At 71.3% G+C, this 24,179-nt stretch carries 21 protein-coding genes and 2 pseudogenes; 13 read left to right on the top strand and 10 right to left on the bottom strand.

Features of this window, described 5'->3' with window-relative positions:
- Positions 1 to 156: 156 nt before the first annotated feature.
- A complete protein-coding gene (locus tag ACVW19_RS04165) occupies positions 157 to 1,602 on the bottom strand; it encodes a glyceraldehyde-3-phosphate dehydrogenase (protein WP_457456659.1) in 1,446 nt (481 codons plus the stop codon).
- A gap of 197 nt (positions 1,603 to 1,799) precedes the next feature.
- Here ACVW19_RS04165 and ACVW19_RS04160 point away from each other — a divergent pair, with 197 nt between their 5' ends.
- A complete protein-coding gene (locus ACVW19_RS04160) occupies positions 1,800 to 2,204 on the top strand; it encodes an SseB family protein (protein ID WP_109382194.1) in 405 nt (134 codons plus the stop codon).
- 20 nt (positions 2,205 to 2,224) lie between these two features.
- Here ACVW19_RS04160 and ACVW19_RS04155 read toward each other — a convergent pair.
- The 4 genes and pseudogenes from ACVW19_RS04155 to ACVW19_RS04140 form a co-directional block, all read right to left on the bottom strand.
- Positions 2,225 to 3,097: pseudogene (locus ACVW19_RS04155) on the bottom strand (IS982 family transposase).
- Positions 3,098 to 3,158: 61 nt separating this feature from the next.
- Positions 3,159 to 3,455 (bottom strand): ArsR/SmtB family transcription factor, encoded by a 297-nt coding sequence (locus tag ACVW19_RS04150; RefSeq protein WP_457456657.1) that lies wholly within the window; start codon positions 3,453 to 3,455, stop codon positions 3,159 to 3,161.
- Positions 3,456 to 3,655: 200 nt separating this feature from the next.
- Positions 3,656 to 5,215 carry a glycoside hydrolase family 53 protein gene (locus ACVW19_RS04145; RefSeq protein ID WP_457456655.1) on the bottom strand — a complete coding sequence of 520 codons (1,560 nt, stop codon included), beginning with the start codon at positions 5,213 to 5,215 and terminating at the stop codon, positions 3,656 to 3,658.
- 111 nt (positions 5,216 to 5,326) lie between these two features.
- Complete coding sequence (locus ACVW19_RS04140) at positions 5,327 to 7,348, bottom strand: beta-galactosidase (protein WP_457456653.1); 2,022 nt, start codon at positions 7,346 to 7,348, stop codon at positions 5,327 to 5,329.
- A gap of 217 nt (positions 7,349 to 7,565) precedes the next feature.
- Between ACVW19_RS04140 and ACVW19_RS04135 the strand changes: the two genes are divergently transcribed.
- The 8 genes and pseudogenes from ACVW19_RS04135 to crcB all read left to right on the top strand — a co-directional run bounded on the left by ACVW19_RS04135 (position 7,566) and on the right by crcB (position 13,605).
- Complete coding sequence (locus tag ACVW19_RS04135; RefSeq protein ID WP_457456651.1) at positions 7,566 to 8,888, top strand: ABC transporter substrate-binding protein; 1,323 nt, start codon at positions 7,566 to 7,568, stop codon at positions 8,886 to 8,888.
- On the top strand, positions 8,885 to 9,862 hold the full coding sequence (locus tag ACVW19_RS04130; RefSeq protein ID WP_457456649.1) for a carbohydrate ABC transporter permease: 978 nt from the start codon (positions 8,885 to 8,887) through the stop codon (positions 9,860 to 9,862). The genes ACVW19_RS04135 and ACVW19_RS04130 overlap by 4 nt, the downstream gene beginning before the upstream one ends.
- Positions 9,859 to 10,764, top strand: coding sequence for a carbohydrate ABC transporter permease (locus ACVW19_RS04125; protein WP_457456647.1), 906 nt, complete (start codon positions 9,859 to 9,861; stop codon positions 10,762 to 10,764). The genes ACVW19_RS04130 and ACVW19_RS04125 overlap by 4 nt, the downstream gene beginning before the upstream one ends.
- Positions 10,761 to 11,792, top strand: a complete 1,032-nt coding sequence (locus ACVW19_RS04120) for a LacI family DNA-binding transcriptional regulator (RefSeq protein WP_457456645.1) — start codon at positions 10,761 to 10,763, stop codon at positions 11,790 to 11,792. Before ACVW19_RS04125 ends, ACVW19_RS04120 begins: the two co-directional genes overlap by 4 nt.
- A gap of 69 nt (positions 11,793 to 11,861) precedes the next feature.
- On the top strand, positions 11,862 to 12,251 hold the full coding sequence (locus tag ACVW19_RS04115; RefSeq protein WP_457456643.1) for a MarR family winged helix-turn-helix transcriptional regulator: 390 nt from the start codon (positions 11,862 to 11,864) through the stop codon (positions 12,249 to 12,251).
- A gap of 166 nt (positions 12,252 to 12,417) precedes the next feature.
- Positions 12,418 to 12,857, top strand: a pseudogene (locus ACVW19_RS04110) (FluC/FEX family fluoride channel).
- Complete coding sequence (locus ACVW19_RS04105; RefSeq protein WP_457456641.1) at positions 12,854 to 13,240, top strand: DUF190 domain-containing protein; 387 nt, start codon at positions 12,854 to 12,856, stop codon at positions 13,238 to 13,240. The pseudogene ACVW19_RS04110 and the gene ACVW19_RS04105 overlap by 4 nt, the downstream one beginning before the upstream one ends.
- Positions 13,237 to 13,605, top strand: a complete 369-nt coding sequence (gene crcB, locus ACVW19_RS04100; protein ID WP_457456639.1) for a fluoride efflux transporter CrcB — start codon at positions 13,237 to 13,239, stop codon at positions 13,603 to 13,605. The genes ACVW19_RS04105 and crcB overlap by 4 nt, the downstream gene beginning before the upstream one ends.
- Positions 13,606 to 13,656: 51 nt before the next feature.
- On the opposite strand, the gene ACVW19_RS04095 is transcribed toward crcB, so the two are convergent.
- On the bottom strand, positions 13,657 to 14,703 hold the full coding sequence (locus ACVW19_RS04095; protein ID WP_457456637.1) for a fatty acid desaturase family protein: 1,047 nt from the start codon (positions 14,701 to 14,703) through the stop codon (positions 13,657 to 13,659).
- 135 nt (positions 14,704 to 14,838) lie between these two features.
- Here ACVW19_RS04095 and ACVW19_RS04090 point away from each other — a divergent pair, with 135 nt between their 5' ends.
- Both ACVW19_RS04090 and ACVW19_RS04085 read left to right on the top strand, forming a co-directional pair.
- Positions 14,839 to 15,576, top strand: coding sequence for a FadR/GntR family transcriptional regulator (locus ACVW19_RS04090; protein WP_457456636.1), 738 nt, complete (start codon positions 14,839 to 14,841; stop codon positions 15,574 to 15,576).
- Positions 15,576 to 16,592 carry an asparaginase gene (locus ACVW19_RS04085; RefSeq protein ID WP_457456634.1) on the top strand — a complete coding sequence of 339 codons (1,017 nt, stop codon included), beginning with the start codon at positions 15,576 to 15,578 and terminating at the stop codon, positions 16,590 to 16,592. Before ACVW19_RS04090 ends, ACVW19_RS04085 begins: the two co-directional genes overlap by 1 nt.
- 21 nt (positions 16,593 to 16,613) lie before the next feature.
- On the opposite strand, the gene ACVW19_RS04080 is transcribed toward ACVW19_RS04085, so the two are convergent.
- The 3 genes from ACVW19_RS04080 to ACVW19_RS04070 form a co-directional block, all read right to left on the bottom strand.
- A complete protein-coding gene (locus tag ACVW19_RS04080) occupies positions 16,614 to 17,801 on the bottom strand; it encodes a D-alanyl-D-alanine carboxypeptidase family protein (protein WP_457456632.1) in 1,188 nt (395 codons plus the stop codon).
- 83 nt (positions 17,802 to 17,884) lie between these two features.
- The gene (gene rho / locus ACVW19_RS04075; RefSeq protein WP_457456630.1) at positions 17,885 to 19,036 is read right to left on the bottom strand and encodes a transcription termination factor Rho; all 1,152 of its coding nucleotides are present in this window, start codon (positions 19,034 to 19,036) and stop codon (positions 17,885 to 17,887) included.
- Between the two features lie 570 nt (positions 19,037 to 19,606).
- Positions 19,607 to 20,005, bottom strand: coding sequence for a nuclear transport factor 2 family protein (locus ACVW19_RS04070; RefSeq protein WP_279337423.1), 399 nt, complete (start codon positions 20,003 to 20,005; stop codon positions 19,607 to 19,609).
- 80 nt (positions 20,006 to 20,085) lie between these two features.
- Between ACVW19_RS04070 and ACVW19_RS04065 the strand changes: the two genes are divergently transcribed.
- Both ACVW19_RS04065 and ACVW19_RS04060 read left to right on the top strand, forming a co-directional pair.
- Complete coding sequence (locus ACVW19_RS04065) at positions 20,086 to 20,814, top strand: class I SAM-dependent methyltransferase (RefSeq protein WP_457456628.1); 729 nt, start codon at positions 20,086 to 20,088, stop codon at positions 20,812 to 20,814.
- A gap of 360 nt (positions 20,815 to 21,174) precedes the next feature.
- On the top strand, positions 21,175 to 22,866 hold the full coding sequence (locus tag ACVW19_RS04060; protein WP_457456626.1) for a multicopper oxidase family protein: 1,692 nt from the start codon (positions 21,175 to 21,177) through the stop codon (positions 22,864 to 22,866).
- Positions 22,867 to 23,082: 216 nt separating this feature from the next.
- On the opposite strand, the gene ACVW19_RS04055 is transcribed toward ACVW19_RS04060, so the two are convergent.
- A complete protein-coding gene (locus ACVW19_RS04055; RefSeq protein WP_457456624.1) occupies positions 23,083 to 24,150 on the bottom strand; it encodes a right-handed parallel beta-helix repeat-containing protein in 1,068 nt (355 codons plus the stop codon).
- Positions 24,151 to 24,179: the final 29 nt, after the last annotated feature.

The following is a 24,179-nucleotide window of genomic DNA, read 5'->3' as shown; positions in this document are numbered from 1 at the left end:
GCCGGGCAACCGGTACGAGACGATCGTTACCGATCCGGCCCTTTGGGTCACGTTGTGCGTCCACCAGGTCGGCACATGGGGTCCGAGCAGGGCGAACACCGGCGGGGGCGGGGCCGGACCGCTTGCCGGTCCCGCCCCGCCCTGTCTGTCCGTCCGTCAGGGAGCCGGTGCCGGGAAGGTCGGGTACTCCACGCCGGAGACGTACTGGACGACCCGGACGACCTGGCAGGAGTAGCCGAACTCGTTGTCGTACCAGAGGTAGAGGATCGCGTTGTCGCCCTCGACCTTGAGGGCGCCGGCGTCGACGATCGACGCGTGCCGCGAGCCGATGAAGTCGCTGGAGACCGCGTCGGGGGCGCTGATGAAGTCGATCTGACGCTTCAGCGGTGAGGTGAGCGACACGTCGCGGAGGTGGTCGAGGACCTCGTCGCGGTCGGTCGCGCGGCCCAGCTGGAGGTTGAGGATCGCGATGGACACGTTCGGTACGGGGACCCGGATCGAGCTGCCGGTGATCGTCGCCTCGAGGTCGGGCAGCGCCTTGGCGACGGCGGAGGCGGCACCGGTCTCGGTGATCACCATGTTCATCGGTGCGGAGCGGCCCCGGCGCTCGGACTTGTGGTAGTTGTCCAGCAGGTTCTGGTCGTTGGTGAACGAGTGGACGGTCTCCACGTGGCCGCGCAGCACGCCGTACTCGTCCGCCATCGCCTTCAGCGGCGGGACGATCGCGTTGGTGGTGCAGGACGCGCAGGACAGGATCTGCTCGTCCGGCTTGAGGGTGTCGTGGTTGACGCCGTGCACGATGTTGGGCACGTCGCCCTTGCCGGGGGCGGTCAGCACGACCTTGTCGATACCCGGGCGCAGGTGCTGCGAGAGGCCCTCGCGGTCGCGCCACTTGCCGGTGTTGTCGATGAGGATGGCGTTCTTGATGCCGTACGCCGTGTAGTCCACCTGCGCCGGGTCGTCGGCGTAGATCATCTTGATCGTGTTGCCGTTGGCGACGATCGTGCCGGCCGCCTCGTCGACGGTGATCGTGCCCTGGAACTGGCCGTGCACCGAGTCGCGGCGCAGCAGCGAGGCCCGCTTGACGATGTCCTGCTCACCGCCCCGGCGGACCACGACGGCACGGAGCCTGAGGCCGTTGCCCGAGCCCGACTTCTCGATGAGCAGGCGGGCGAGGAGACGGCCGATGCGGCCGAAACCGTAGAGGACGACGTCGCGCGGCTCACGGCGGTCGATCTTGTTGGCGCCGGTGGCGCCTGCCACGGCCTCGGCGGTGAACTCCGCCACCGACAGTCCCCGGTCGTCGGTCCGGTAGGTCGCGGCGAGCAGGCCGAGGTCGATCTGGGACGGACCGAGGTCGAGCGTGGTGAGGGCCTGGAGGAACGGCAGCGTCTCGGTGACCGAGAGTTCCTGGCCGGCGATCTGGCGGGCGAAGCGGTGGGTCTTGAGGATGGAGACCACCGACTTGTTCACCAAGGAGCGGCTGTGCAGCAGGACGGTGACGTCCCGCTCGCGGTGCAGCTTCCCGATGATCGGGATCATCGACTCCGCGATTTCCTCGCGGTGCTTCCAGTTGGTGAACGAGTCTTCGTTGACAGTCACAGGATTATCTTTCGAGCTAGGCGGCGCTCATATGATAACCATGCGGGTCAAGGGGGCTCTCAGGGGGTGTCCTTCCGGCAGGGTTGCGCCCCGCGCGATCGGGTACGCGTGCAGGACCGTGCCCGAAGCGGATCTTGTTCCGATCACCGATCCGGTCCGGAGCGGTCCGTACGACCACCGCTACGAGGGAAACAGCCATGGAGACACCCGCGCACGAGAACAACGGACCCACGCCCGCCCAGCGGGCTCTGGACGCTCTCTCGGAGAACACCGAGGACACGGCGGCTCTGGACGCCCTCGCCAACAGTGACGTACTGATCCCCGTGCCCGACGACACGGGCGACGAGACGGCCGCCGACCCCGGCGCCGTCGCGCTGCCGGTGATGGAACAGCCGGACGGCATCCAGGTGGTGCCCGTGTTCACCTCGGAACTGGAGATGTCGGGACTGCTCCCGTTCGTCTCCCGCTACCGTCTGGTACCGCTCGGCGCCCTGGCCGCGCAGTGGCCGGCCGACGAGCTGTCCCTCACCATCGACGGCAGCTCCGAACACCGCCTCACGCTGACGTCCGAGGGGGTCCGCACCCTGCTGGCCCGCCCCTGAACGAGTCTTTCCGAACGCGTTCAGGGGTCGTAGGCGGTCAGTGAGCGGCTGACCGCCTGCCCGGTCCGGAAGCCGCGCCAGAGCACGGCGGCCGGCGCCAGGACGCGCCGCGCGCGGCCACGCCCGCACAGCCGCGACCGCCGCAACGTTCCAGGTCGAGCCGGCCCTTGAGGCTGTCGTTCACCGACTCGATCGGCCGGCGGACCTCCTGGGGCACCGGCCCTCCGGGGCGGGCGGCCCCGCGTTGCAGCGACGGCCGCGGGAGCGTGCGGCCCTGCTCGCCCAGCGACCGCGCAAAGACCCTGGACGCACACCCCTGCCGGTGACCGGCAGCAGGCCGGGCCGCTCCCGCACGAACTGGGCGGCCCTCCCGCATCGCCGCCAGGACCGCACGCCCCTCGGGCCCCGGGCCGGCCGGGGCCCGAGGGACCGGCACGCCCGACGAGGGTGCACGCCGGAAACGGCCGCGGCCCCCGGCAGAACCGTGAAGGTGGCGAGCAGCCGCCGCCGGGCCGCCTCGGACCGCTTCACCGTGGGCCGTGACATCCCGCAGGGCACCGGCGCGAAGTCGCCGAGCCACACGGTGTCGTGCCGGAAGCCGGTGTCCCCGGCGAGGCCCCGCAGCAGGCGTTCGCCCCGCGGCAGCGCGGCCCGTGGGCGCCTGCGGCAGCCGGCGTGCTGCGGGGCGTGCGAGCATGCCGCGGTGGCGGGCGCGTGCCTGCCGCAGCCGGCGGGCCCCGCTGCGAAAGCCGGGCAGGGCCCGCATGACGGCCGGGCACGGCGACTCGGAGGGATTCTCGCGGTGGCCCGCCCGGCAGCCGGGCGATCCCGGCCCGGTCGTCGCCGGCCTTCACACACGGCGCGGTCACGGGGGTGGTCGAGCTCGCCGTCACAAACGGATCTTGAGCACCCTCACTCCGTGCCCGCAGGCACCCAAAAAGACTCGCCCAGGGGTCACTGCACGCTGCCGTGGTCGTCGCGCGGTGGCGTGCGCCGCCAGCCCTTCTCGAACACCGCCGCGACCGCGGCGATCCGTACCTCGTCGCGCCGGTAGTACCGGCGTCCGGCGACGTGGCTGGTGCGCAGCAGGCCGATGGCCGTGAGCAGCCGGAGGTGGGTGAGGGCCACGGGGTGGGGCATGCCGAACCGGGCGGCGACGGCTTCCGCGGTGACGCCGTGTGCGGCGTGGCCGGGTTCTCTCAGCCACGTCAGGATGTGCAGTCGGGTCCCGTCGGCGGGAGTCCTCAGCATGCCGTCCACCTCCGCCCCGGCGTCCTCTCCGGGCACGTCCACTGTCCCGCGACCGGAGCCCTCGTGTCATGTGCTCCGGCACCTTGTCCGAGAGTCGGCCCACCCTGGCCACAAGGTGGTCGAACAGCCGTCGCCTCGAGGGACGGGCCCGGCCGCACAGGTACCGTGCGTGCGGCCGGGCCCCGCCGCGGCTCAGGAACTCACCGGTGGCGGAACCACGCCGTCGCGGGCAGCGCCCGGTCGTCGTAGCCGAACAGCGCCTGGTTCTCCCAGCCGTTGCCGGAGGCCGGGTCGGCCGGGTCCCAGCCGTTGCCGGTGCGGGCGGTCCAGGTCGCCTCCCAGTAGAAGACGCCGAGGCCGCGTCCGTTCGGGACGGCCTCGACGATGCTCGCCACGTCGTTCATCCACCGGGTCTGCCCCGCCGGGGACGCCGGGTAGCCGGGGACGAGTTCCTCGGCGAGGTCGATGATGTTCTCGAGGCCGTCCTCGCTGTCCAGGCGGAACGGGTAGGCCGTCTCGGCGACGAAGACCGGCTTGCCGTAACGGGCGGCCGCGTCGTCCAGGGTGGTCTGGAAGTCGTGCAAGGTGCCGTGCCAGTAGCCGTAGTACGACAGGCCGATGGTGTCGAACCGGACGCCGTGGGAAACGGCGTTGTCGAACCACCAGCGGGTGCCCTCGAGGTCACCGCCCTCGGCGAGGTGCAGCGCGACGGCGGTGGCCGGGGCGACCGCCTTCACCGCGTCGTAGCCGGAGTTGAGCAGGCCCGCGAGCTGCGTCCAGTTGCCGGTGGCCCCCTCGTTCCACAGCATGCCGCCGTTGATCTCGTTGCCGACCTGGACCATGTCCGCCGTGGTGCCCTGCGCCTTAAGGGCGCCCAGGACGTCGTACGTGTGCCGGTACACGTCCGTCTTCAACTGACCGTAGGAGTGCCCCGACCAGGCTGCGGGCTTGGTCTGCTTGCCCGGATCGGCCCACGTGTCCGAGTAGTGGAAGTCGACCAGCAGTTTCATGCCCTGGGCCTTGACGCGCTTCGCCATGGCGAGGACGCGCGCCTTGTTGTTGTAGCCGTCGGCCGGGTCGACCCAGACCTTCAGGCGGGCGTAGTTCATTCCGGCGGACTTCAGGATGGCGACGCCGTCACCGGCGACGCCGGAGGCGGTCCGGTAGACGCCGCCCCTGTCCTCGCTCTTGGGCAGGGACGAGATGTCGGAGCCCTTGATCGTCAGGCCGGAGGTGCCCGGAGTGAAGGTCAGGTCGTCGACGTTGATCCAGTTGCCCGCGTTCGCGTCGCTGGTGACGCTGATCGTGCACTGGTTGTTCGTCACCTTGACGGGCACGACGATCCGTATCCAGTCGCTCGTGGACACCGGCAGATCGGTGCGCTGTTCGGTGCCGCCGCAGTTCTTCAGGGCGAGGTGGGCGGCGTTCTGGCCGCCGCCGGAGCGCACCCAGGCGGTCAGCTCGTAGGCGCCGTTGGTCAGCCCGGACAGGTACTGGTACGTCTCCGCCCGGTAGGCCGAGGACGACCAGTGGGACAGGCGGTGACCGCCGTCGCGGCCGCCGGGCTCGGTGTACGAGGCGCCGGTGTCACCGTACTCGGACCAGCCGTCGGGGCCGGCCGCGCCTGAACCGTCGGCCTCGAAGCCGCCGTTGGTGAGCGTGCTCGCCGCGGTCGCGGTCTGGGCGGGGAGCGCGGTGAGGGAGAGTCCCGCGGCGAGCGGCAGCAGCAGTGCCCGGAGTGTGCGTCTGGGATGGAACATGGGTGTTCGTCGTCCCTTCGACGTGGGGAGGGGGCGCCCCGGCCCGGCGGGGGCCGGTGCCCCCTCCGCCCGCGGTGTGCGCTGTTCACGCGGGCGGAGGGGAGTCGTGGCTCAGCCGTCGAGTCGGACGACCCGGACGGCTCCGGCCGGGACCGCCAGGCGGCCCGCGGCGCGTTCACCCGTCAGCAGTTCGGTGCCGGGGGTGTCGAGCGGCACCTTGGTGTCGGTGCCGGTGTGGTTGACGGCGAACAGGAAGGTGCCCGACTCCCCGGTGCGGCGGACCACTTCCACGTCACGGGGCAGGTCGTCGCGCGGGGTGATCCGGGTGTCCTCGACGGCCCGGCCGAGCAGTGTGTCCAGGCCCTCGGCGCCCAGGCGGGTGGAGACGTACCAGGCGCTGCCCTCGCCGAGGCGGTGCCGGGTGACGGCGGGGCGGCCCGCGGTGAGGCCGTCGGCGTAGGTCCAGACGGTCTCGGCGCCGCGCGGCACCACGAACTCGGTCCACACGTCGGCACCGAGTTCCAAGCCGTCGGGGCCGGTGAGGCGGACCCGTCCGCCGGCCGGGAGCGGTGAGAACTCCTCGACGGTCAGGCCGAGGACGTCCCGCAGGGCACCCGGGTACGGGCCCTGGTGCACGGCGTCGTGCTGGTCGACGATGCCGGAGAAGTACGACACGACGAGGGTGCCGCCGTTCTCCACGTACTGCCTGAGGTTGTTCCCGGCCGCCTCGGTCATCAGGTACAGGGCCGGCACGACGACCAGGGGGTACGTCGAGAGGTCGGCTTCCGGGTGGGCGAAGTCGACGGTGAGATGGCGGTCGTAGAGCGCCTCGTAGAAGGCGTCGGCGCGCTCGCGGGCGTCGTGGTCCTCGCTGGGGCGCCAGTCGAGGTTCTGCGCCCACCAGGATTGCCAGTCCCACAGCACGGCGACGTCGGCCTCGGTGCGGGTGCCCCGGATGGGTGCCAACGCGTCGACGGAGGCGCCGAGTTCGACCACCTCGCGCCATACGCGGGTGTCGGTCCCGCCGTGCGGCAGCATCGCCGAGTGGAACTTCTCCGCGCCGCGCCGGGACTGGCGCCACTGGAAGAACATGGCGCCCTCGGAGCCGCGGGCCACGTGGGCGAGGGAGTTGCGGGCCATCTGGCCGGGAGCCTTGGCGGGGTTGCGGGGCTGCCAGTTGATGCCCGAGGTGGAGTGTTCCAGAAGCAGCCAGGGCGCGCCCCCGGCGACGGAGCGGGTGAGGTCGGCGGACATCGCCAGGTTGACGTGGGTGCGGCGGCCGTCGGTGATGAGGTAGTGGTCGTTGGTGACGAGGTCGACCTCGCGGCCCCAGGCCCAGTAGTCCATGGAGTCGCACTGGCTCAGGGCGGTCATGAAGTTGGTCGTGACCGGGATGCCGGGTGCGAGGCGGTGCAGGATGTCCCGCTCGGCGACGAAGTTCTCCCGCACGGTGGCGTCGGCGAACCGCCGGTAGTCCAGTGCCTGGGCGGGGTTGCCGACCGTCGGGGTGGCCCGCGGCGGGTTGATCTGCTCGAAGTCGGTGTAGTGCTGGCCCCAGAAGGCGGTGCCCCAGGCTTCGTTGACGGCGTCGACACTTCCGTGGGTCCGGGCGAGCCAGCGGCGGAAGTGGGCGGCGCATCCGTCGCAGTAGCAGGCGGAGACGGGGACGCCGTACTCGTTGTGGACGTGCCACATCGCGAGCGCGGGATGGTCGCCGTAGCGCTCGGCGAGCCGGGTGGTGATGTCCGCGGCGGCGGCGCGGTAGTCGGCGTTGCTGTGGCAGATGGCGCCGCGGGAGCCGAACTCGTAGCGCACCCCGTCCGCGGTGACCGGCAGCGCGTCCGGGTGGGCGCGGTAGAACCAGACGGGCGGCACCACGGTGGGCGTGCCGAGGTCGACGCGGATGCCGTTCTCGTGCAGCAGGTCCAGCACGCGGTCGAGCCAGCCGAAGTCGTGGACGCCGGGCGAGGGCTCCAGCAGGGCCCAGGAGAAGATCCCGACGCTCACCATGGTGACGCCGGCCTCCCGCATCAGCCGGACGTCCTCGGCCCAGACGCCTTCCGGCCACTGCTCGGGGTTGTAGTCCCCACCGAAGGCGAGCCCGGTGAGGCCCGTGGGGGTGGTCTCCGGCATGGATTCTCTCCCGGTATGTCGAGATGCTGGGAACGTGCACACACATTTTCGGCGGTACGGACCCAACATAACCGCACAGCAACAACCATTGACAAGCGTCCGGGGCGCTTCTCTACTGTGAACGCTCACAGAGCACCGCGAGCCGCGGTACGAACCGTGCAGTGCTTGGGCAGCAGGCCTTCGCGAGAGGCGGGGGCCCAGGTCAGGGGAGAGTTCGATGCCATACACGAAGCGCCGCCGCCTCGTGAGTTCCGCCGTCGCCCTCACACTCGGCGCCACCGCGCTGGCCGCCTGCGGCTCGTCGTCGGACGACGACGGCGGGACCCGGTCCGGCCCGGTCTCACTGACGTACTGGACCTGGACCCCCGGCATGGACAAGGTCGTGGATCTGTGGAACGAGGGGCCGGGCAAGAAGGAGCAGATCAAGGTCACGGTGAAGAAGCAGGCGTCCGGCGACACGCTGGTCACCAAGATCCTCACGGCGCACAAGGCCGGCAAGGCGCCCGACCTGGTGCAGGCCGAATACCAGGCGCTGCCCACCCTGGTCAGCAATGACGCGCTCGCCGACATGGGCGAGGACGTGGGCGACGCGAAGAGCAAGTTCGCCGACGGCGTCTGGCAGCAGACCACGCTCGGCACCGACGCGGTGTACGCGGTGCCGCAGGACATCGGTCCGATGATGTTCTACTACCGCGAGGACCTGTTCGAGAAGTACGGCCTGACGGTCCCGAGGACCTGGGACGAGTTCGCGGACACCGCGCGGAAGCTGAAGAAGGCCTCGCCCGAGACGGATCTGACCACCTTCTCCGCCAACGACTCCGGCCTGTTCGCGGGCCTCGCCCAGCAGGCCGGCGCACAGTGGTGGACCACCTCCGGTGACCGGTGGAAGGTCGGCATCGACGACGAAGCGACCAAGAAGGTCGCCGAGTTCTGGGGCGGCCTGGTCAAGGAGGGCGCCATCGACAACCAGCCGATGTACACCCCGGCCTGGAACAAGGCGCTCAACACCGGCAAGCAGATCGCATGGGTCAGCGCCGTGTGGGCGCCGGGCACGCTGACCACGGCCGCACCCGACACCCGGGGCAAGTGGGCCATGGCCCCGCTCCCCCAGTGGACCGGCCAGGAGAACCGCACCGGCAGCTGGGGCGGTTCCTCCACCGGCGTCACCACGGACTCGAAGAACAAGGAGGCCGCCGCGAAGTTCGCCACCTGGCTGAACACCGACGGCGAGGCCCTCAACGCGCTGGCGAAGGAGGGCGGCATCTACCCTGCCTCCACCTCGGCCCAGCTCAGCGGCGCCTTCACCACCCCGCCGGAGTACTTCTCCAACCAGCCGGACTTCTACCGGAAGGCCGCCGAGATCGCGCGGACCACCGTGCCGCCCGCCTGGGGCCCGAATGTGAACGTCGCGTACACGACGTTCAAGGACGCCTTCGGCGCCGCCGCGAAGAACAAGTCCGGCTTCGTCGCCGCCGTGGACGCCATGCAGCAGGACACGGTCGCCGACCTGAAGAAGCAGGGCTTCGAGGTCGCTCCGTGAAGTCCCCGGCACGTGGGAGGGGGTACGGGGCCGAGCGGGGCCCGTACCCCCTCCCGTCCCGCACCTCTGCGCTCAGGCGCACGCGAAGCGCCCCCTTCTTCTTCCTGATCCCCGCGACGCTCCTGTTCCTGCTCTTCTTCGCGCTGCCCATCGGGTACGCGGTCTGGCTCAGCTTCCGCAAGGTGCGGGTGTCGGGCCTGGGCCTGGGCCCGGGCGCCCGTGAGGAGGTCTGGGCCGGCCTGGAGAACTACACCGCCGCCCTCACCGACGGCGAGTTGCTGGACGGCGCGCTGCGCGTGCTCGGCTACGGCTGCATCGTGGTACCGGTGATGCTGGGACTCGCCCTGCTGTTCGCGCTGATGCTGGACTCCGAGAAGGCGCGGCTCGCCCCCTTCACCCGGCTCGCGATCTTCCTGCCGTACGCCGTCCCGGGCGTGATCGCGGCTCTGCTGTGGGGCTTCCTGTACCTGCCGGACGTGAGTCCGTTCCACTTCGTGCTCGACCGGCTCGGCCTGCCCCGGCCGGATCTGCTGGACGGCGGTCCGCTGTACCTCGCCCTGTCGAACATCGCGGTGTGGGGCGGCACCGGCTTCAACATGATCGTCATCTACACCGCGTTGCGGGCCGTCCCGGCCGAGGTGTACGAGGCGGCGAAGCTGGACGGCGCCGGCCCATTGCAGATCGCGCTGCGGATCAAGATCCCGATGGTGGCGCCGTCGCTGGTGCTCACCTTCTTCTTCTCGATCATCGCGACGCTCCAGGTGTTCAACGAACCGACCACCCTCAAGCCGCTCACCAACTCCGTCTCCACCACCTGGAGTCCGCTGATGAAGGTGTACCAGGACGCCTTCGGCAACGGTGACATCCACGCGGCCGCCGCGCAGGCGGCCCTGATCGCGCTCGCCACCCTGGTGCTGTCCTTCGGCTTCCTGCGGGCCGCGAACCGACGAAACAAGCAGGAGGCGGCCCGATGAGCTCTCTGGCCCTGCACAAGGCCGAGCCCGCGGCCGGCTCCACCCCCCGAACCGCCCAGGGCCCGGGGCGCCGCCGTCGGACCGCACTGATCCCCACCCTGACGCTGCTGCTCGGCGCGCTGTACTGCCTGCTTCCGGTCGCCTGGGTGGTCATCGCGTCGACCAAGTCCGGCAGTGAGCTGTTCTCCACGTTCACGTTCTGGCCGGGCACCGGTTTCACCGAGAACCTGTCCGACCTCAGCGCGTACCGCGACGGCGTCTACTGGCAGTGGATGGGCAACTCCGCCCTGTACGCCGGGCTCGGCGCCCTGCTGTCGACGTGCGTGTCGGCGGTCAGCGGCTACGCACTGGCGGTCTACCGCTTCCGGGGCCGCGAGACGCTGTTCAACGTGCTGCTCGCGGGTGTGCTGATGCCGCCGGTGATCCTCGCCGTTCCGCAGTACCTGCTGCTGGCCCGGGCGGATCTCACGGACTCCTATCTGTCCGTGCTGCTGCCGCAGATCCTCTCCCCGTACGGCGTCTACCTCGCGCGGATCTACGCCGCGGCGGCGGTGCCGTCCGACATCGTGGAGGCCGGGCGGATGGACGGGGCGGGCGAGTGGCGGATCTTCACCCGGGTCGCGCTGCCGATGATGGCGCCCGGTCTGGTGACGGTGTTCCTGTTCCAGTTCGTGGCGATCTGGAACAACTTCCTGCTGCCCTGCGTCATGCTCAGCGACGACGAGAAGTTCCCGATCACGCTCGGTCTGTACACGCTCCTCGAGCAGGGAGCCAACACCCCGGCGCTGTACACCCTGGTGGTCACGGGTGCGTTCCTGGCGGTGTTCCCGCTGGTCGCGCTCTTCCTGGTCATTCAGCGGTTCTGGAGCCTGGACCTGCTGTCCGGGGCCGTAAAGTCATGACCATGAGCGACACGGGGGGCAGGCGCAAGCCGCCGACGATCCACGACGTGGCGCGTGAGGCAGGTGTCTCGCGCGGCACCGTCTCACGCGTGCTCAACGGCGGCCACTACGTCAGCCCGGCCGCCGCGGAAGCGGTCAACGCCGCGATCCGCAGAACCGGATACGTGGTGAACCGGCACGCCCGCTCACTGATCACCGGCCGGTCGGACTCGGTGGGCTTCCTGCTGACGGAACCGCAGGAGCGGTTCTTCGAGGACCCCAACTTCAACGTCCTGCTGCGGGGTTGCACGCAGGCACTGGCCGCGCACGACATTCCGCTGCTGCTGATGATCGCCGGGACGCAGGACGAACGGCGGCGCATCGTGCGGTACATCACCGCGGGGCACGTCGACGGGGTGCTGCTGGTCTCCAGTCACTCGGGCGATCCGGTGGCCGAGGAGCTGCGGGCGGCGGGCGTGCCGCTGGTCGCGTGCGGCAAGCCGATCGGGTTGGGCTCCAAGGTGAGTTACGTGGCCGCGGACGACCGGGACGGCGCCCGTGACATGGTGCGCCATCTGCTGGCCCTGGGCCGGCGCAGGGTGGGCGTGGTGACGGGACCGCTCGACACCCCGGGCGGGGTGGAGCGCCTCGCCGGGTACCAGGAGGTGCTCGCCGAGGCCGGCCTCGAGGCCGACGAGCGGCTCGTCGTCTCCGGTGACTACAGCAGGGCCAGCGGTGAGGCGGGCGCGGAGCGGCTGCTGGCCCGCGCGCCGGACATGGACGCCGTGTTCGTCGCCTCCGACCTGATGGCACAGGGGGTGCTGACGGCGCTGCACCGCGCGGGACGCCGGGTACCGGAGGACGTGGCGGTCGGCGGCTTCGACGACTCCCCGGCCGCCGTCGCCGCCAGTCCCGGCCTCACCACGATCCGCCAGCCCTGGGACCGCATCAGCGCCGAGATGGTGCGGGTCCTGCTCGCCCAGATCGGCGGCGAGGACCCGGCCGCGGTGATCCTCCCGACGGAACTGGTGAAGCGCGAGTCGACGTAGCGCGCCGGCCCGGCCGCCGGTGGGAACGCACACGGTCGTTGAAAAACCAACGAGTGCTACCGTTCACCTATGGCAGCTGAGGCGGTGGACTCGCGGCTCGAGGAGCGGTGGCGGGAGATCCTGTCGGTGCACGCGCGCACCCTCGGCGAGATCGACCGCGCGCTGCATCCGTACGGTCTGGGGGCCTCCGACTTCGAGGTGCTCGACATCCTGGCGACCTCCCCGCCCGCGGAGGGCGAGCAGTGCAGAGTGCAGAACCTGGCCGGGCGGATCCACCTCAGTCAGAGCGCGCTGTCCCGTCTCATCGCCCGGTTGGAGAAGGACGGCCTGGCCGTCCGGAGCGTCTGCGCGGAGGACCGGCGGGGCGTGTATGTGACGCTCACCCGAAAGGGCCGCGACCTGCACGCCGAGGTACTGCCGCTGCAGCGCGCGGCCCTCACCCGCGCGCTGGGCGGATAACCCTCTCGCGCCCCGGGCGTTGGGGTGGCCTTCGGCCACGAGCACGTCTCGTGGCGCGGCGGTGGGGCCCGCCGTACCCGAACCGCGGCACGCCGCCAACGGTCCCTGCTTGTGGAGGCGCGCGCCCGCACGTGCGGGCCGCTCGACGAGTGGGAGACGCGCGCCCGTGACAGCCCCGCCCACCGAGGTTCTCCGCGCACACCGCCCCGCCCGGCGTGCCACCGCTCCCGTCGTCGCCGTGGTCGCCCTCGGCGGGGGAGCGGGCGCCACCGCCCGGTACGCGGCCGCCCTGTGGTGGCCGACACCGGCGGACGGGTTCCCCTGGACGACCCTGGGGGTCAACATCACCGGCTGCGCCGTGATCGGCGTGTTCATGGTGATCATCACCGAGGTCCGTACCGCCCACCCCCTGGTCCGCCCGTTCTTCGGCACCGGTGTCCTCGGCGGTTTCACGACCTTCTCGACCTACGCCGTCGACGGCCGGAACCTGTTCGACGGCGGCAGCCACGGCCTCGCCCTCACCTACCTCGCCGTCACCCCGCTCGCGGCGCCGTGTGGGCGGCCGCGTCCGCGACCCGTGGTGTTCTGAACAGGAGGCAGCCATGACAGGGCTGACCGGCAGTGCGCTGCGCCTGACCGTGTTCATCGGCGAGAACGACACCTGGCACCACCGGCCGCTCTACTCGGAGATCGTCCACCGGGCCCACGCGGCGGGACTGGCGGGCGCCAGCGTCTTCCGCGGCATCGAGGGATTCGGCGCCTCCTCGCTCGTCCACACCTCCCGGCTGCTCTCCCTGAGCGAGGACCTGCCGGTGGCGGTCGTCGTCGTCGACACCGAAGAGCGGGTACGGGCCTTCCTGCCCGAGCTCGACACGCTCGTCACCGAGGGCCTGGTGACCCTCGACGCCTGCGAGGCGGTCCGGCACCCGGGCCACGAACGCCCTCCCGGCCCTCCCGCCGCTCCCGGGACGAAGGGCGGAAGGCCGTGAACCGGCTGCTGGTCGTCCTCGGCGCCACCATCGGGGCACCCCTGCGCCACCTCACCGACCGCGCGGTGCAGTCCCGGTACGACCCGGTGTTCCCCTGGGGGACCTTCACGGTGAACGTGGCCGGCTGCCTGACGCTCGGCCTGCTCACCGGCGCGGCGGCGGCCGGCGCCGCGAGTTCGCACCTCCAGCTGCTGCTCGGAACAGGTCTGTGCGGCGCCCTGACCACGTACTCCACCTTCTCCTACGAGACCCTCCGCCTCGCCGAGGCGGGGGCCGTCCGCCATGCCGCCGCGAACGTCGTGGCGAGCGTCGCGGCCGGCCTGGGCGCGGCGTTCGCCGGCGCGGCCCTGGCCGGCGCGCTGTGAGCGTGACGGACGTCCCGGGCGCTTCCGCCGCCGCGTGCGAGTCGCCGTCCGTCAGCGGGCCTCGCGCAGTGGTTCCCCCACGCTCCTGAGGTGGCGCAGCGCCGTGCCGTACGAGGCGAACAGCCCTGTCCGGCAGTACGGGATGCCCAGCTCCGCGCAGTACCGCTCGGTGATGACCTGGGCCCGGCCGAGGGCGGGCGTGGGCATACTGGGGAAGAGATGGTGCTCGATCTGGTGGTTCAGCCCGCCCATGAAGACGTCGACGAACACACCACCCCTGACGTTGCGGGAGGTGAGCACCTGACGGCGCAGGAAGTCCAGGCGCGTCCCCTCCTCGATCATCGGCATGCCCTTGTGGTTGGGGGCGAACACCGAGCCGAGGTAGATCCCGAACAGACCCTGGTGGACGGCGAGGAAAGCGAGCGCCTTGCCGGGGGAGAGCACCGTGAACAGCCCGCCGAAGTACACGGCGAAGTGGGCGACGAGCAGCGTCCCCTCCAGCACCGGCCGCTTCACCGACGGGCCGCGCAACGCCTTGAAGCTGCTGAAACTCAGATTGAGGCCCTCCAGCGTCAGCATCGGAAGGAACAGCGCCGCCTGGTGCTTTCCGATGAACCGCGCGATGCCCTGGGCCCGGCTCGCCTGGCGTCGTGACCAGACCAGGAGGTCGGGGGCGACATCCGGGTCCTTCTGCTCGTGGTTGGGATTCGCGTGGTGGCGGGTGTGCTTGTTCATCCACCAGCCGTAGCTCATGCCCAGCAGTACGTCGGCCACCAGCAGACCGCCGGCTTCGCTGGGGCGCCGACGGGAGAACACCTGGCGGTGCGCCAGGTCGTGCGCGGCGAGTGCGAGCTGACCGAAGACCACGGACAAGGCTGCCGCGACGAGCAGTTGGCTCCAGCTGTCGCCCAGGACGAGGAAGGCGGTCACCCCTCCCGCGAGTGCGAGGGCCAGGGCCCCGAAGCGCAGGGTGTAGTAGAGCGGGCGGCGCCTGAGCAGCCCCTCGGCGGTGATGCGCCGCGACAGTTCGGCGAAGTCGCTCCCCCTCTCGCGGTCACATGTGGGCGGGGTTCCGGTGAGTACCGTCGGATTGGCCATGCACCTGAGTATGTGAACGGCTTCCCGGCCGCAGAATGACGTTGACCCCCAGAACGAGGGGGTGGTAGCCCCACCGCGCACACCGGGCCGCCCCCCCGCTTGACAGTCCCCGCGTTCGCCCGCACGATCACTTCCGTGAACCTGTCAGACAGCCAGACAGGTGGGTCGGGGCCGCGGCGCGTGAGCGCGATGGAAGCGGTTCTCTCCCACCTGCGCGACGCCATCGAGCGGGGCGTGTACGCGATCGGCGATAAACTCCCCTCCGAGGCGGAGCTGTGCCGCACCCTCGGGGTCTCCCGGCCGGTGCTGCGCGAGGCCCTGCGGGCACTGCAGACCATGGGCCTGACCGTGTCCAGGACCGGCAAGGGCACCTTCGTCGTGGCCGATGTGGTGGGAGAGCCCACATTCGGCGACTACGCGGCCGGTGACCTGCTGGAAGTGCGCCGCCACGTCGAGCTCCCGGTCGCCCGGTACGCGGCCCGGCGGCGAACCCCCGAGAACCTCGACCTGCTGAACCACCTGCTGGACCGGATGGACCGGGAGACCGACACCACCGCGTGGGTCGCCATGGACACCCTCTTCCACCTCGCCGTGGCCGAGGCCACCCAGAATCCCGTGTTCCGCCGGGTCATCGAGGAGATCCGGGACGCGCTGGCCCGTCAGTCCGCCTTCCTGAACCAGCTGGGGGACCGGCGCGAGCAGTCCAACCACGAGCACCGGGCGATCGTGGAGGCACTGACCGACGGCTCCGAGGACGACGCCCTCGCGGCGATGTCCCACCATCTCGACCGCGTCGAGACGACTCTCGCCGCCATCGTCCGCCCGCCGGGCGCGCACACTCCCACGGACACCACCACGGAAGACCGATCCTGATGAACATCCCTTCCCCCGCGGCCGCACCCCCGGTCCGTGAACCCCTCCACGCCCCCGTCGCCCACCTCGTCCGCGGCGGGGTCGTCGAAGGCGTCCACTACGGTTCCGTCGTCGCCCTCGGCGCCGACGGCGAGGTCAGGCTCCGGCTCGGCGACATCGAGGCCGCCTGCTACCCGCGTTCCGCGCTCAAGCCCGTCCAGACCGTCGCCATGGTGCGCGCCGGGCTGCCGCTCGACGGCGAACTGCTCTCCCTCGCCGCGGCCAGCCACTCCGGCGAGGAACGCCACCTCGCCGGTGTCCGGCGCGTCCTCGCGGGCGCCGGACTCACCGAGGACCACCTGCGCAACGTCCCGGACCTGCCGCTCGGCCCGGCCGTGCGGGACGCCTGGGTGCGCGACGGCCGCCCGCCCTCCCGGCTCGCCCAGAACTGCTCCGGCAAGCACGCCGCCATGCTGCTCACCGCGAAGCTCAACGGCTGGTCCCTCGACGACTACCTCGACCCCGCTCATCCCCTCCAGCGGGCGATCGCCGCGAGCGTCGAGGACCTCACCGGGCAGCGCGTCGCCCGGGTGACCGTCGACGGCTGCGGCGCGCCCCTGTTCGCCGTCTCCCTGCACGGACTCGCCCGTGCCGCCGCCCGCGTCGTCACCGCCGCGCCCGGCACCCCCGAGACCCGGGTCGCCGACGCGATGCGGGAACACCCCGAGATGGCCTCCGGCTCCGGCCGGGACGTCGCCTCCCTGATGCGGGCCGTCCCCGGGCTGCTCGCCAAGGACGGCTTCGAGGGCGTTCAGATCGCCGCCCTGCCCGACGGCCGCGCCGTGGCCGTGAAGATCTCCGACGGCGCGGGCCGGGCGCGTGTCCCGGTGACCGCCGCCGCCCTCGCCCGGTCCGGTGTCGACCCGGCCCTGCTCACCGGATTCGCGGGCGAACCGCTGCTCGGCGGCGGCCGCCCGGTCGGGGACGTCCGCCCCGCACCCGTGCTCGCCCCGCTCGACCGGTCCGGCGCGCGGTAGGAGATCCGTGCGGGCGGGGAATCACCCCGACACGGCCGGACCCCACCTGAGCCGCAGGAAAAGTGCCACGCCCGCCGCGCCCAGCAGCGCGGTGCACGTGACCGTCCACGCCACCGGCCGCTCCGGCTCGGCGTCCTGCACCGCGGGGGCCGAAGCCGGGGCCGGACCGGCCGCGGACCGGCCCCGGGGCCCCGGCATCGACGTGGTCCGCAGGGCGTCCAGCGACCCCACCGGATCGACCCGGCCGGACGCCTCGAACCCCCAGTCAAGCAGCGCGCGTGCCTCCTCGTACACGGCGTGCCCGCCCGACCGGGGGTTGAGGACCGTGACCACGAGGGTGTGCCCGTCCCTGCGGGCGGCCGCCACGAGGGTGTTGCCGGCGTTGCTGGTGTAGCCGTTCTTGACCCCGACGAGGCCCGGGTAGCGATCCACACCGTTGGCTCCGGTGAGCAGCCGGTTGGTGTTGAGGATTCCGTACGATCCACCGTCACGGCCGGGGAACGTCGCTTCCGCACGGGAGCAGTACCGCACGAAGTCGGGGTTGTGCAGTCCCGCCCGGCCGAAGACCGCCAGGTCGAACGCCGAGGACACCTGTCCGGGAGCGTCGTAGCCGTCGGGCGACTTCACCCAGGTGTCGTGGGCGCCCAGGGAGCGGGCCTTTTCCTGCATCCGCTCGGCGGTGGTTTGCCAGCCGCCGTTGAGCGCGGCCAGGACGTGCACGGCGTCGTTGCCGGAGCTGAGGAAGACCCCGTTCCACAGGTCGGAGATCCGGTAGGTGTGCTCCTCGGCGACCCCCACGAGGCTGCTGCCGGGGCCGATGTCCGCAAGTTCCTCCGCACTGACGGTGTGCCGGAGGCCGCCCGGCAGGACGGGCAGCACGGTGAGGGCGAACAGGGTCTTCAGCGTGCTGGCGGGCGGCAGCCTGCGGTGCGCGTCGTGCGCCGCGAGCACCTCACCGGAGTCGGCGTCGGCCACCAGCCAGGACCGGGCGGACAGCTCCGGGACCTCGGGTGCTTCGGCGCGGGGGCGCACCTGTGTGCCGGAGCGGTACAGCAGTGAGTCCGGCGCGGCGCGTGATCCGGAGCCGGCCGGCGGTGCGGGGTTCGGACGCGTACCGGCGGTCGCCGCGGCGGGCGCGAGCGCCAGCAGGCCTGCCGTGCAGAGGGCACAGGTGGACACGGCAGCCCGTGAAGCAAATCCGATAGCCATACCGCAAACGTAGGAAGGGAACCCCGGAGGGCCGTGATGACCGGGCCGGGGGCCCTTCGCGAGCACCCGGATGCCGCACGCCGTTACGTCGGTCGGCCATCGGGCAGGGTCGGCCGGACGCTCCGGAGGAAGGTCGCGTTGTCGGGGGTCTCCCGCATCCGCTCCAACAGGGTTTCCAGGCCGGCCACCTGCCCGTCCCGGGGCCGCAGAACCCGCCGCAGGCCGTGTACGGCGGTCAACTCCGCGGGGGTGAGCAGCAGTTCCTCGCGACGGGTGCCGGACGGAACGATGTCGACGGCCGGGAAAAGCCGGCGGGAGGCCGCTTCACGGCTCAGCCGGAGCTCCATGTTGCCGGTGCTCTTGAGCTCCTCGAAGTAGAACTCGTCGGCGCGGGAACCGGTCTCCACCAGGGCCGAGGCGAGAATCGTGAGCGAGCCGCCTTCCTCCGCCTTGCGGGCGGCGCCGAAGAACCGCTTCGGCCCGATCAGCGCGGACGTGTCGACACCGCCGCTCATGGTGCGGCCACCGGAGGGTGCGGCGTTGTTGTACGCCCGGCAGAGCCGGGTCAGCGAGTCGAGCAGGATGACGACGTCCTCGCCCGCCTCGACCAGCCGCTTGGCCCGCTCGATCACCAGCTCGGCAAGAGCGATGTGCTGTTTCGCGGGCCGGTCGAAGGTCGAGGCGTACACCTCGCCGCGCACCGAGCGCCGCATGTCGGTGACCTCCTCGGGACGCTCGTCGAGCAGTACGACCATCAGCCGGCACTCGGGGTGGTTGCCCGCCACGGCAGCCGCGAGCTGCTGGATCAGAACGGTCTTGCCGGTCTTCGGCGGGGCGACGAGCAGACCGCGCTGCCCCTTGCCGACGGGCGCGAGCAGATCGACGAGGCGCCCGGCCGGACCGGACGCGGGATGCTCCAGGCGCAGCCGCTCCCGTGGGTGAAGCGGCGTCAGGTCCCCGAAGTGCGGCCGGTGGCGCAGCGCGTCGGGCGTCCGGCCGTTGACCCGGGCGACCTCGGTGAGGCCGTGCCGGTCGTCGCGCAGCCCCTCGACGTGATCCCCCTTGCGCAGGCCGTGCCGGCGGACCAGCGCGAGGGAGACGGCGAGGTCGGACGGGGAGGGCAGGCAGGTGCCGGCCCGCAGCCGCGCCTTCCCGGCCGCATCGATGTCGACAACACCGCTGACGGCCTGGGGCTGCTGGTGGACGGAGGGGCGGGGGAGCGTGGTGGTGGTCACGGAGCTCGGACCTTTCGTGGACGACGGGGGAAGAGCATGCGGCGGAACGGACGTACGAAGGGAAGGGGGAGCCGTGCCGGAGGGTGCGTCTGCGCCCCTGGGCCGCGGGAAACAGCACCTCGGCCGTGGCGATGAAGCCCTGCTCACGAGGTGGTGGGGAAAGCCGGACGGCCGGTCGGAAACGACGGGCGGATCGGTGAACCGATGAACCGGTGAAAAGCGAGAGGAGAAAGAGAAGAAACGGCACCGAGGCCTGCGATGTGCACGGAGGCGCTGAACGAGTGCTGCCGCCAGGGTACCACGGGGCGCGCGAGCGCGGTCGAGGGCAACGGTGTACGAGCCGGAGAAGGGCCCGCCGGGACGGCCGGGCAGACCCTGGAGCCAGGGCCTGCCCGGCGGATCAAGCCGGAGGGTGCCGGCGGCGCCTTGCCGGGCATGGGTGAGCGAGGACTGGTGAGTGCAACTGCAAGGCGGAGGAGGGCGTGCATGCCCCGCGTCTTTGGCATGATCCGCCGGCAGGCCCTGAGCAGGTCGGGCGATCGAGCGGTGCTCCGCCGTTCCCGAGTGCGCTCAGGCCGAGCGGTCCCGCTCCTCACGCGCGATTTTCTCGAACTGCGCGCCCATGGCGGCCGCGAGTGCCTGCGCGCCGGACAAAGGGCGCACCATCACGGTGAATTCGTCGATACGGCCGTCGTCGTCGACATGGATGAAGTCGCAGCCCTCGATCTCGCGGTCGCCCACCCGCGCGGAGAAGACGAGCGCGTGGTCGCGGCCGTTCACGTCGTTGATCTCCCGCAGATACCGGAAGTCCTCGAAGACCTCCGCCACCGCGCGCAGGATCGCCGCCGTGATCGGCTTGCCGGTGTAGGGCTTGAAGACGACCGGGCTGGTGAAGACGACGTCCTCGGCCAGCAGCGCTTCGGCGGCGTCCATGTCGTGCGCCTCGACAGCCTCGCGGAATGCCCGCATCACAGCTCCTCACATCAACGGTTCGCACAGGTGTGCACGAGGCTAGCCCCTCGGGCGACGCCTGGGTCTAGGCTGATCCGATGTTCAGCCCCGAAGGCCCGCGTCTGCGGGAACTCGCCGTCCAGGCGCTGTCGTCCGTGGAGCGCGGCTACGACCTCCTCGCGCCGAAGTTCGACCAGACCCCCTTCCGTACGCCCGGCTCGGTGCTCGACGCCACCGCCGGGGCGCTGCGGAGGCTGGGGCCGTTCGACACCGGACTCGATCTGTGCTGTGGCACCGGTGCGGGCATGGACGTACTGGCGCGGGTATGCCGTCGAAGCGTCACCGGCGTCGACTTCAGCGCGGGCATGCTCGCCGTCGCGCGCGGGCGGACCCGGCCCGGGGGACCGCCGGCCGGTCATGTGCGGGCGGACGCGCGGGCGCTGCCGTTCGGGCCCGCCTTCGATCTGGTGGTGAGCTTCGGGGCGTTCGGCCACTTCCTGCCGCGCGAGCTGCCGGAGCTGTTCGCCCAGGTCCACCGCGTGCTGCGGCCGGGAGGACGGTTCGCCTTCCCGGTGGTCGCTCCGCCCCGGCCGGGCTCACTCGCGTACTGGATGCTGCTGGGCTTCGACGCGGTGATGCGGGTGCGCAACGCGGTGTGGCGCCCGCCGTTCGTCATGTACTACCGCGCCCTCCGCTTCGGCGACCTCCGGCGCGAGCTGGACCGGGCCGGATTCCGGGTCGAACTCCACCCGCTGCCCGAATTCGGGCAGCGGCCGGACGGCAGCCCCCGAGTCCGCCTGGTCGTCGCCCGGCGGCCCGAGGCGTAGCCGGAGCGCGACTCCTCGGCGCTTCAGCCGGACTTCTGCGGGTTCCCCGGTCAACGGCCCGGTGGTGGGGAGCGCGGCGAGCCGGGGCGGCGCGGGCGCGCCCTGGTCGACCTTGTCGAGGAGAAACGCTACGCCGACCGGGCAGCGACCGAACCAGTGAACCTGAAACCACGTCACCCCGCCCTGACCAGCTATTCAGCCACCCCCGCGCGGTGGGAGAACATCAGATCGTCATAGGCGTCAATTCGGGATGTACCGGATGTTTCGGGTGTTGTGCCCCATGCTGGATCGCGCTGCGTCCAACCCCACTCGAGGCCCTGGCGGGCAGGGGTGGGTACGTGTGCGACCGACCGGAGGGCCATGTTCAGTCAGGAACGCAACCGTCAGACTTCTTCTCGACCCCGCCGCACCGTACTCGGTGCCGGGATCGCCGCCGTGGGATCCGGCCTGCTCGCCGCCTGCTCGGACGGCGCACCGGACCGCAACCGCGTCGAGGGTGCTCCGGGCGCCGAGGCCGCGCGTTCCACCCCTTTGCGGGACGGCACGCAGGCACCGCCCGCAGAGACTCCGAGCTCCGAACGGCCGTCACGGGGGCTGACCCTCACGGCCACTCCCAGCACGGTCGACCTGGGGGGCGGGCAGACCGTCAGGACGTGGACGTACAGTGACGAGCTGCCAGGGCGCGAGGTCCGTGTCACCGCAGGTGAAACGCTCAAGGTGACCGTGAACAACCATCTGCCGGAAGCCACCACGGTGCACTGGCACGGCATCGCCCTGAACAACGACATGGACGGCGTGCCGTACGTGACGCAGCGGCCGATCGCCACGGGCAAATCGTTCACGTACCAGTTCCGCGCTCCGGACCCCGGCACATACTGGTTCCACCCGCACCTGGGCGTGCAGATCGACCGTGGTCTCTACGCGCCACTGATCGTGGACGACCCCCGTGAGCCCCTCTCCTACGACCGGGAGTGGGTCATCGTGCTCGACGACTGGCTCGACGGGGTGAACGGCTCGACCCCGGACGACGTGTTCGCGCAGCTCCGCAAGGGCAGACCCGCGATGGGGCACGGCCCGGGGCACGGCGAGCACGAGGGTGACGGCTCGCCTTCCCGTCCGCGGGGAGGCATCGACGTCGGGCACGGGCCGCCCCTGTCCTATGCGCCGGGGCGCGGGGACGACGACCCTTCGGAGCCGTCGCACGGCGGTAAGAGCACCTACCGGGTGCTGAGGGGCGCCTTCAGTAAACTGCTCGGCGGTCACGCGGCCAGCGTCGACCACCCGTACTACCTGATCAACGGGCGGACTTCGGTCGACCCCACGCAGTTCAAGGCCAAGCCCGGCGAACGCATCCGGCTGCGCATCATCAACGCGGGCGCTGAGACGGCGTTCCGGGTGGCGCTCGGGGACCACCAGCTCACCGTCACCCACAGCGACGGCTTCCCCGTACGGCACCACAAGGTCGACTCGCTGCTCCTGGGCATGGCCGAGCGGTACGACGTGCTCGTCACCGTGAAGAGCGGGGTCTTCCCGCTCACCGCGCTCGCCGAGGGGAAGGGCGGGTCGGCGATGGCCGTCCTGCGCGCGGGCAGCGGCGCCGCGCCGAAGCCGTCCGCGCGTCCGGCGGAGCTGAACCGGAACGTGCTGGCTTCGGCCGGGCGGCTCCAGCCGCACGAGTCCGTGGCCCTGGACCGGCGCAAACCCGACCGTCAGATCAAACTCGTCCTGACCGGCGGTATGAAGAAATTCGACTGGGGCATCGACCACCGGCCCTATTCGCCGGACCGCATCCACAAGGTCGAACGTGGTGAGCGGGTGCGGTTGATCGTCTTCAACGGCACGGACATGTGGCATCCCGTCCATCTGCACGGCCACACCTACGGCCTGGCCGACGGCGACTCCCCCGGTGCCCGCAAGGACACGACCGTGGTGCTGCCGCACCACAAGCTGGTAGCCGATTTCGACGCGGACAATCCAGGGTTGTGGATGCTGCACTGCCACAACATCTACCACTCGGAGTCCGGGATGATGACGACACTCGGCTACCGGTAGCCACGCCGCTGCCCCGTCGGGGAAAGCCGCGTCACCGGGCGAAGCCCGGGGCGGAACCTGCCAACGGCGAAGGGCCGGCCCGGAGGAGGGGTTCCTCCCCCGAGCCGGCCCTTTTGAGCCGGCCCTTCGCCGTTCCGGGCGCCGTGCCACACACATGCCGTTACGTCCGCTCGGCGTGCGGCTCCCCCCGCGGGACGGGAGAGGCTGACCGACCGGTCAGCACGCGCCGGCCGGTTCGGAGACCTGGCAGACGTTGTTGACGAACTTGTTGTCCTTCCCCTTCTCGTCGCGGGTGACCAGGTCCGCCGGGCCGTTGCCCAGGACGAGGTTGTCGCGGACTGTGTTCTGCTCGTTGGGGACGCCGTCCATGCTGCCGAACACGACGATCCCGCCGGAGTACGGGGAGTCACCCACGTTGTCGTGGACCGCGTTCTGCGTCACCAGCACCTTCTCCGTACCGACGAGGACGATGCCGACCCCCTGGAGGTGGGGCAGGCGCGCGGCGGCGGGGCAGTACTCGTTGTTCTCGTAGACCGCGTTGCGGCGGACGGTCAGGTCGCCCACCGTGCGCGGCAGCACGACGAAGACACCCGCGCAGTTCCCGGTGACGACGTTGTGCTCGACGGTGAGGTTCCTGAGCCGACGGGTGGTCATGCCGATCCGGTTGCCCGTCAGGCGGTTGCCGCTGATCACCGTGCCGCGGGAGTCGAAGGTCTTGCTCTCCGCGTCAGCCTCGAACACGTTGGCGGTGTAGAGCCCGGCGTCGCCGTTGCCGCTCGCGGTGTTGTAGCGGAACGAGGCGCGGGTGGAACGATCCTGCGCGATGCCCCACTGGCCGTTGTCCCGGGCGGTCACCCGGTGGACCTCCAGCTGGTCGGTGCGCGTGGCCGTGACACCGTTCCTCTTGAACCCTTCGACGGTCAGCGACTGGATCCGCGCCCCGGTGACGGGCTGTTCGTCCGTGCCGGTGACACAGACGCCGTCCCCCGCCTTGGCGCACGCGCTCTCCGCCTCCTCGTCCTTTCCGGGCACGATCACGGTCTGCTCGCCCGCGCCCCGGAGGGTCAGCGGCTTGGTGAGCGTGACGCTTCCGCGGTAGGTGCCCCGCGTCAGGACGATGGTGGCTCCGGGGGCGGCCGCGTCGACGGCCTCCTGGATGGACTGGTCCGGACGGACCACTTGCTCGGATCCGCTGCGGGCGGAGGCGGCCGGCGCGAGGGCGCCCATGCCGACGACGAGAGGCGCGATGGCGCAACTAAGGCACGTGACTTGGTATTTCCTCATGATCCCGACGTTATGGGCGCCCCCGCAGC

It is taken from the genome of Streptomyces sp. TE5632, from assembly GCF_054061295.1.
The sequence above is the reverse complement of the archived record's forward strand: the minus strand, read 5'-3'. Positions and strand labels throughout refer to the sequence as shown.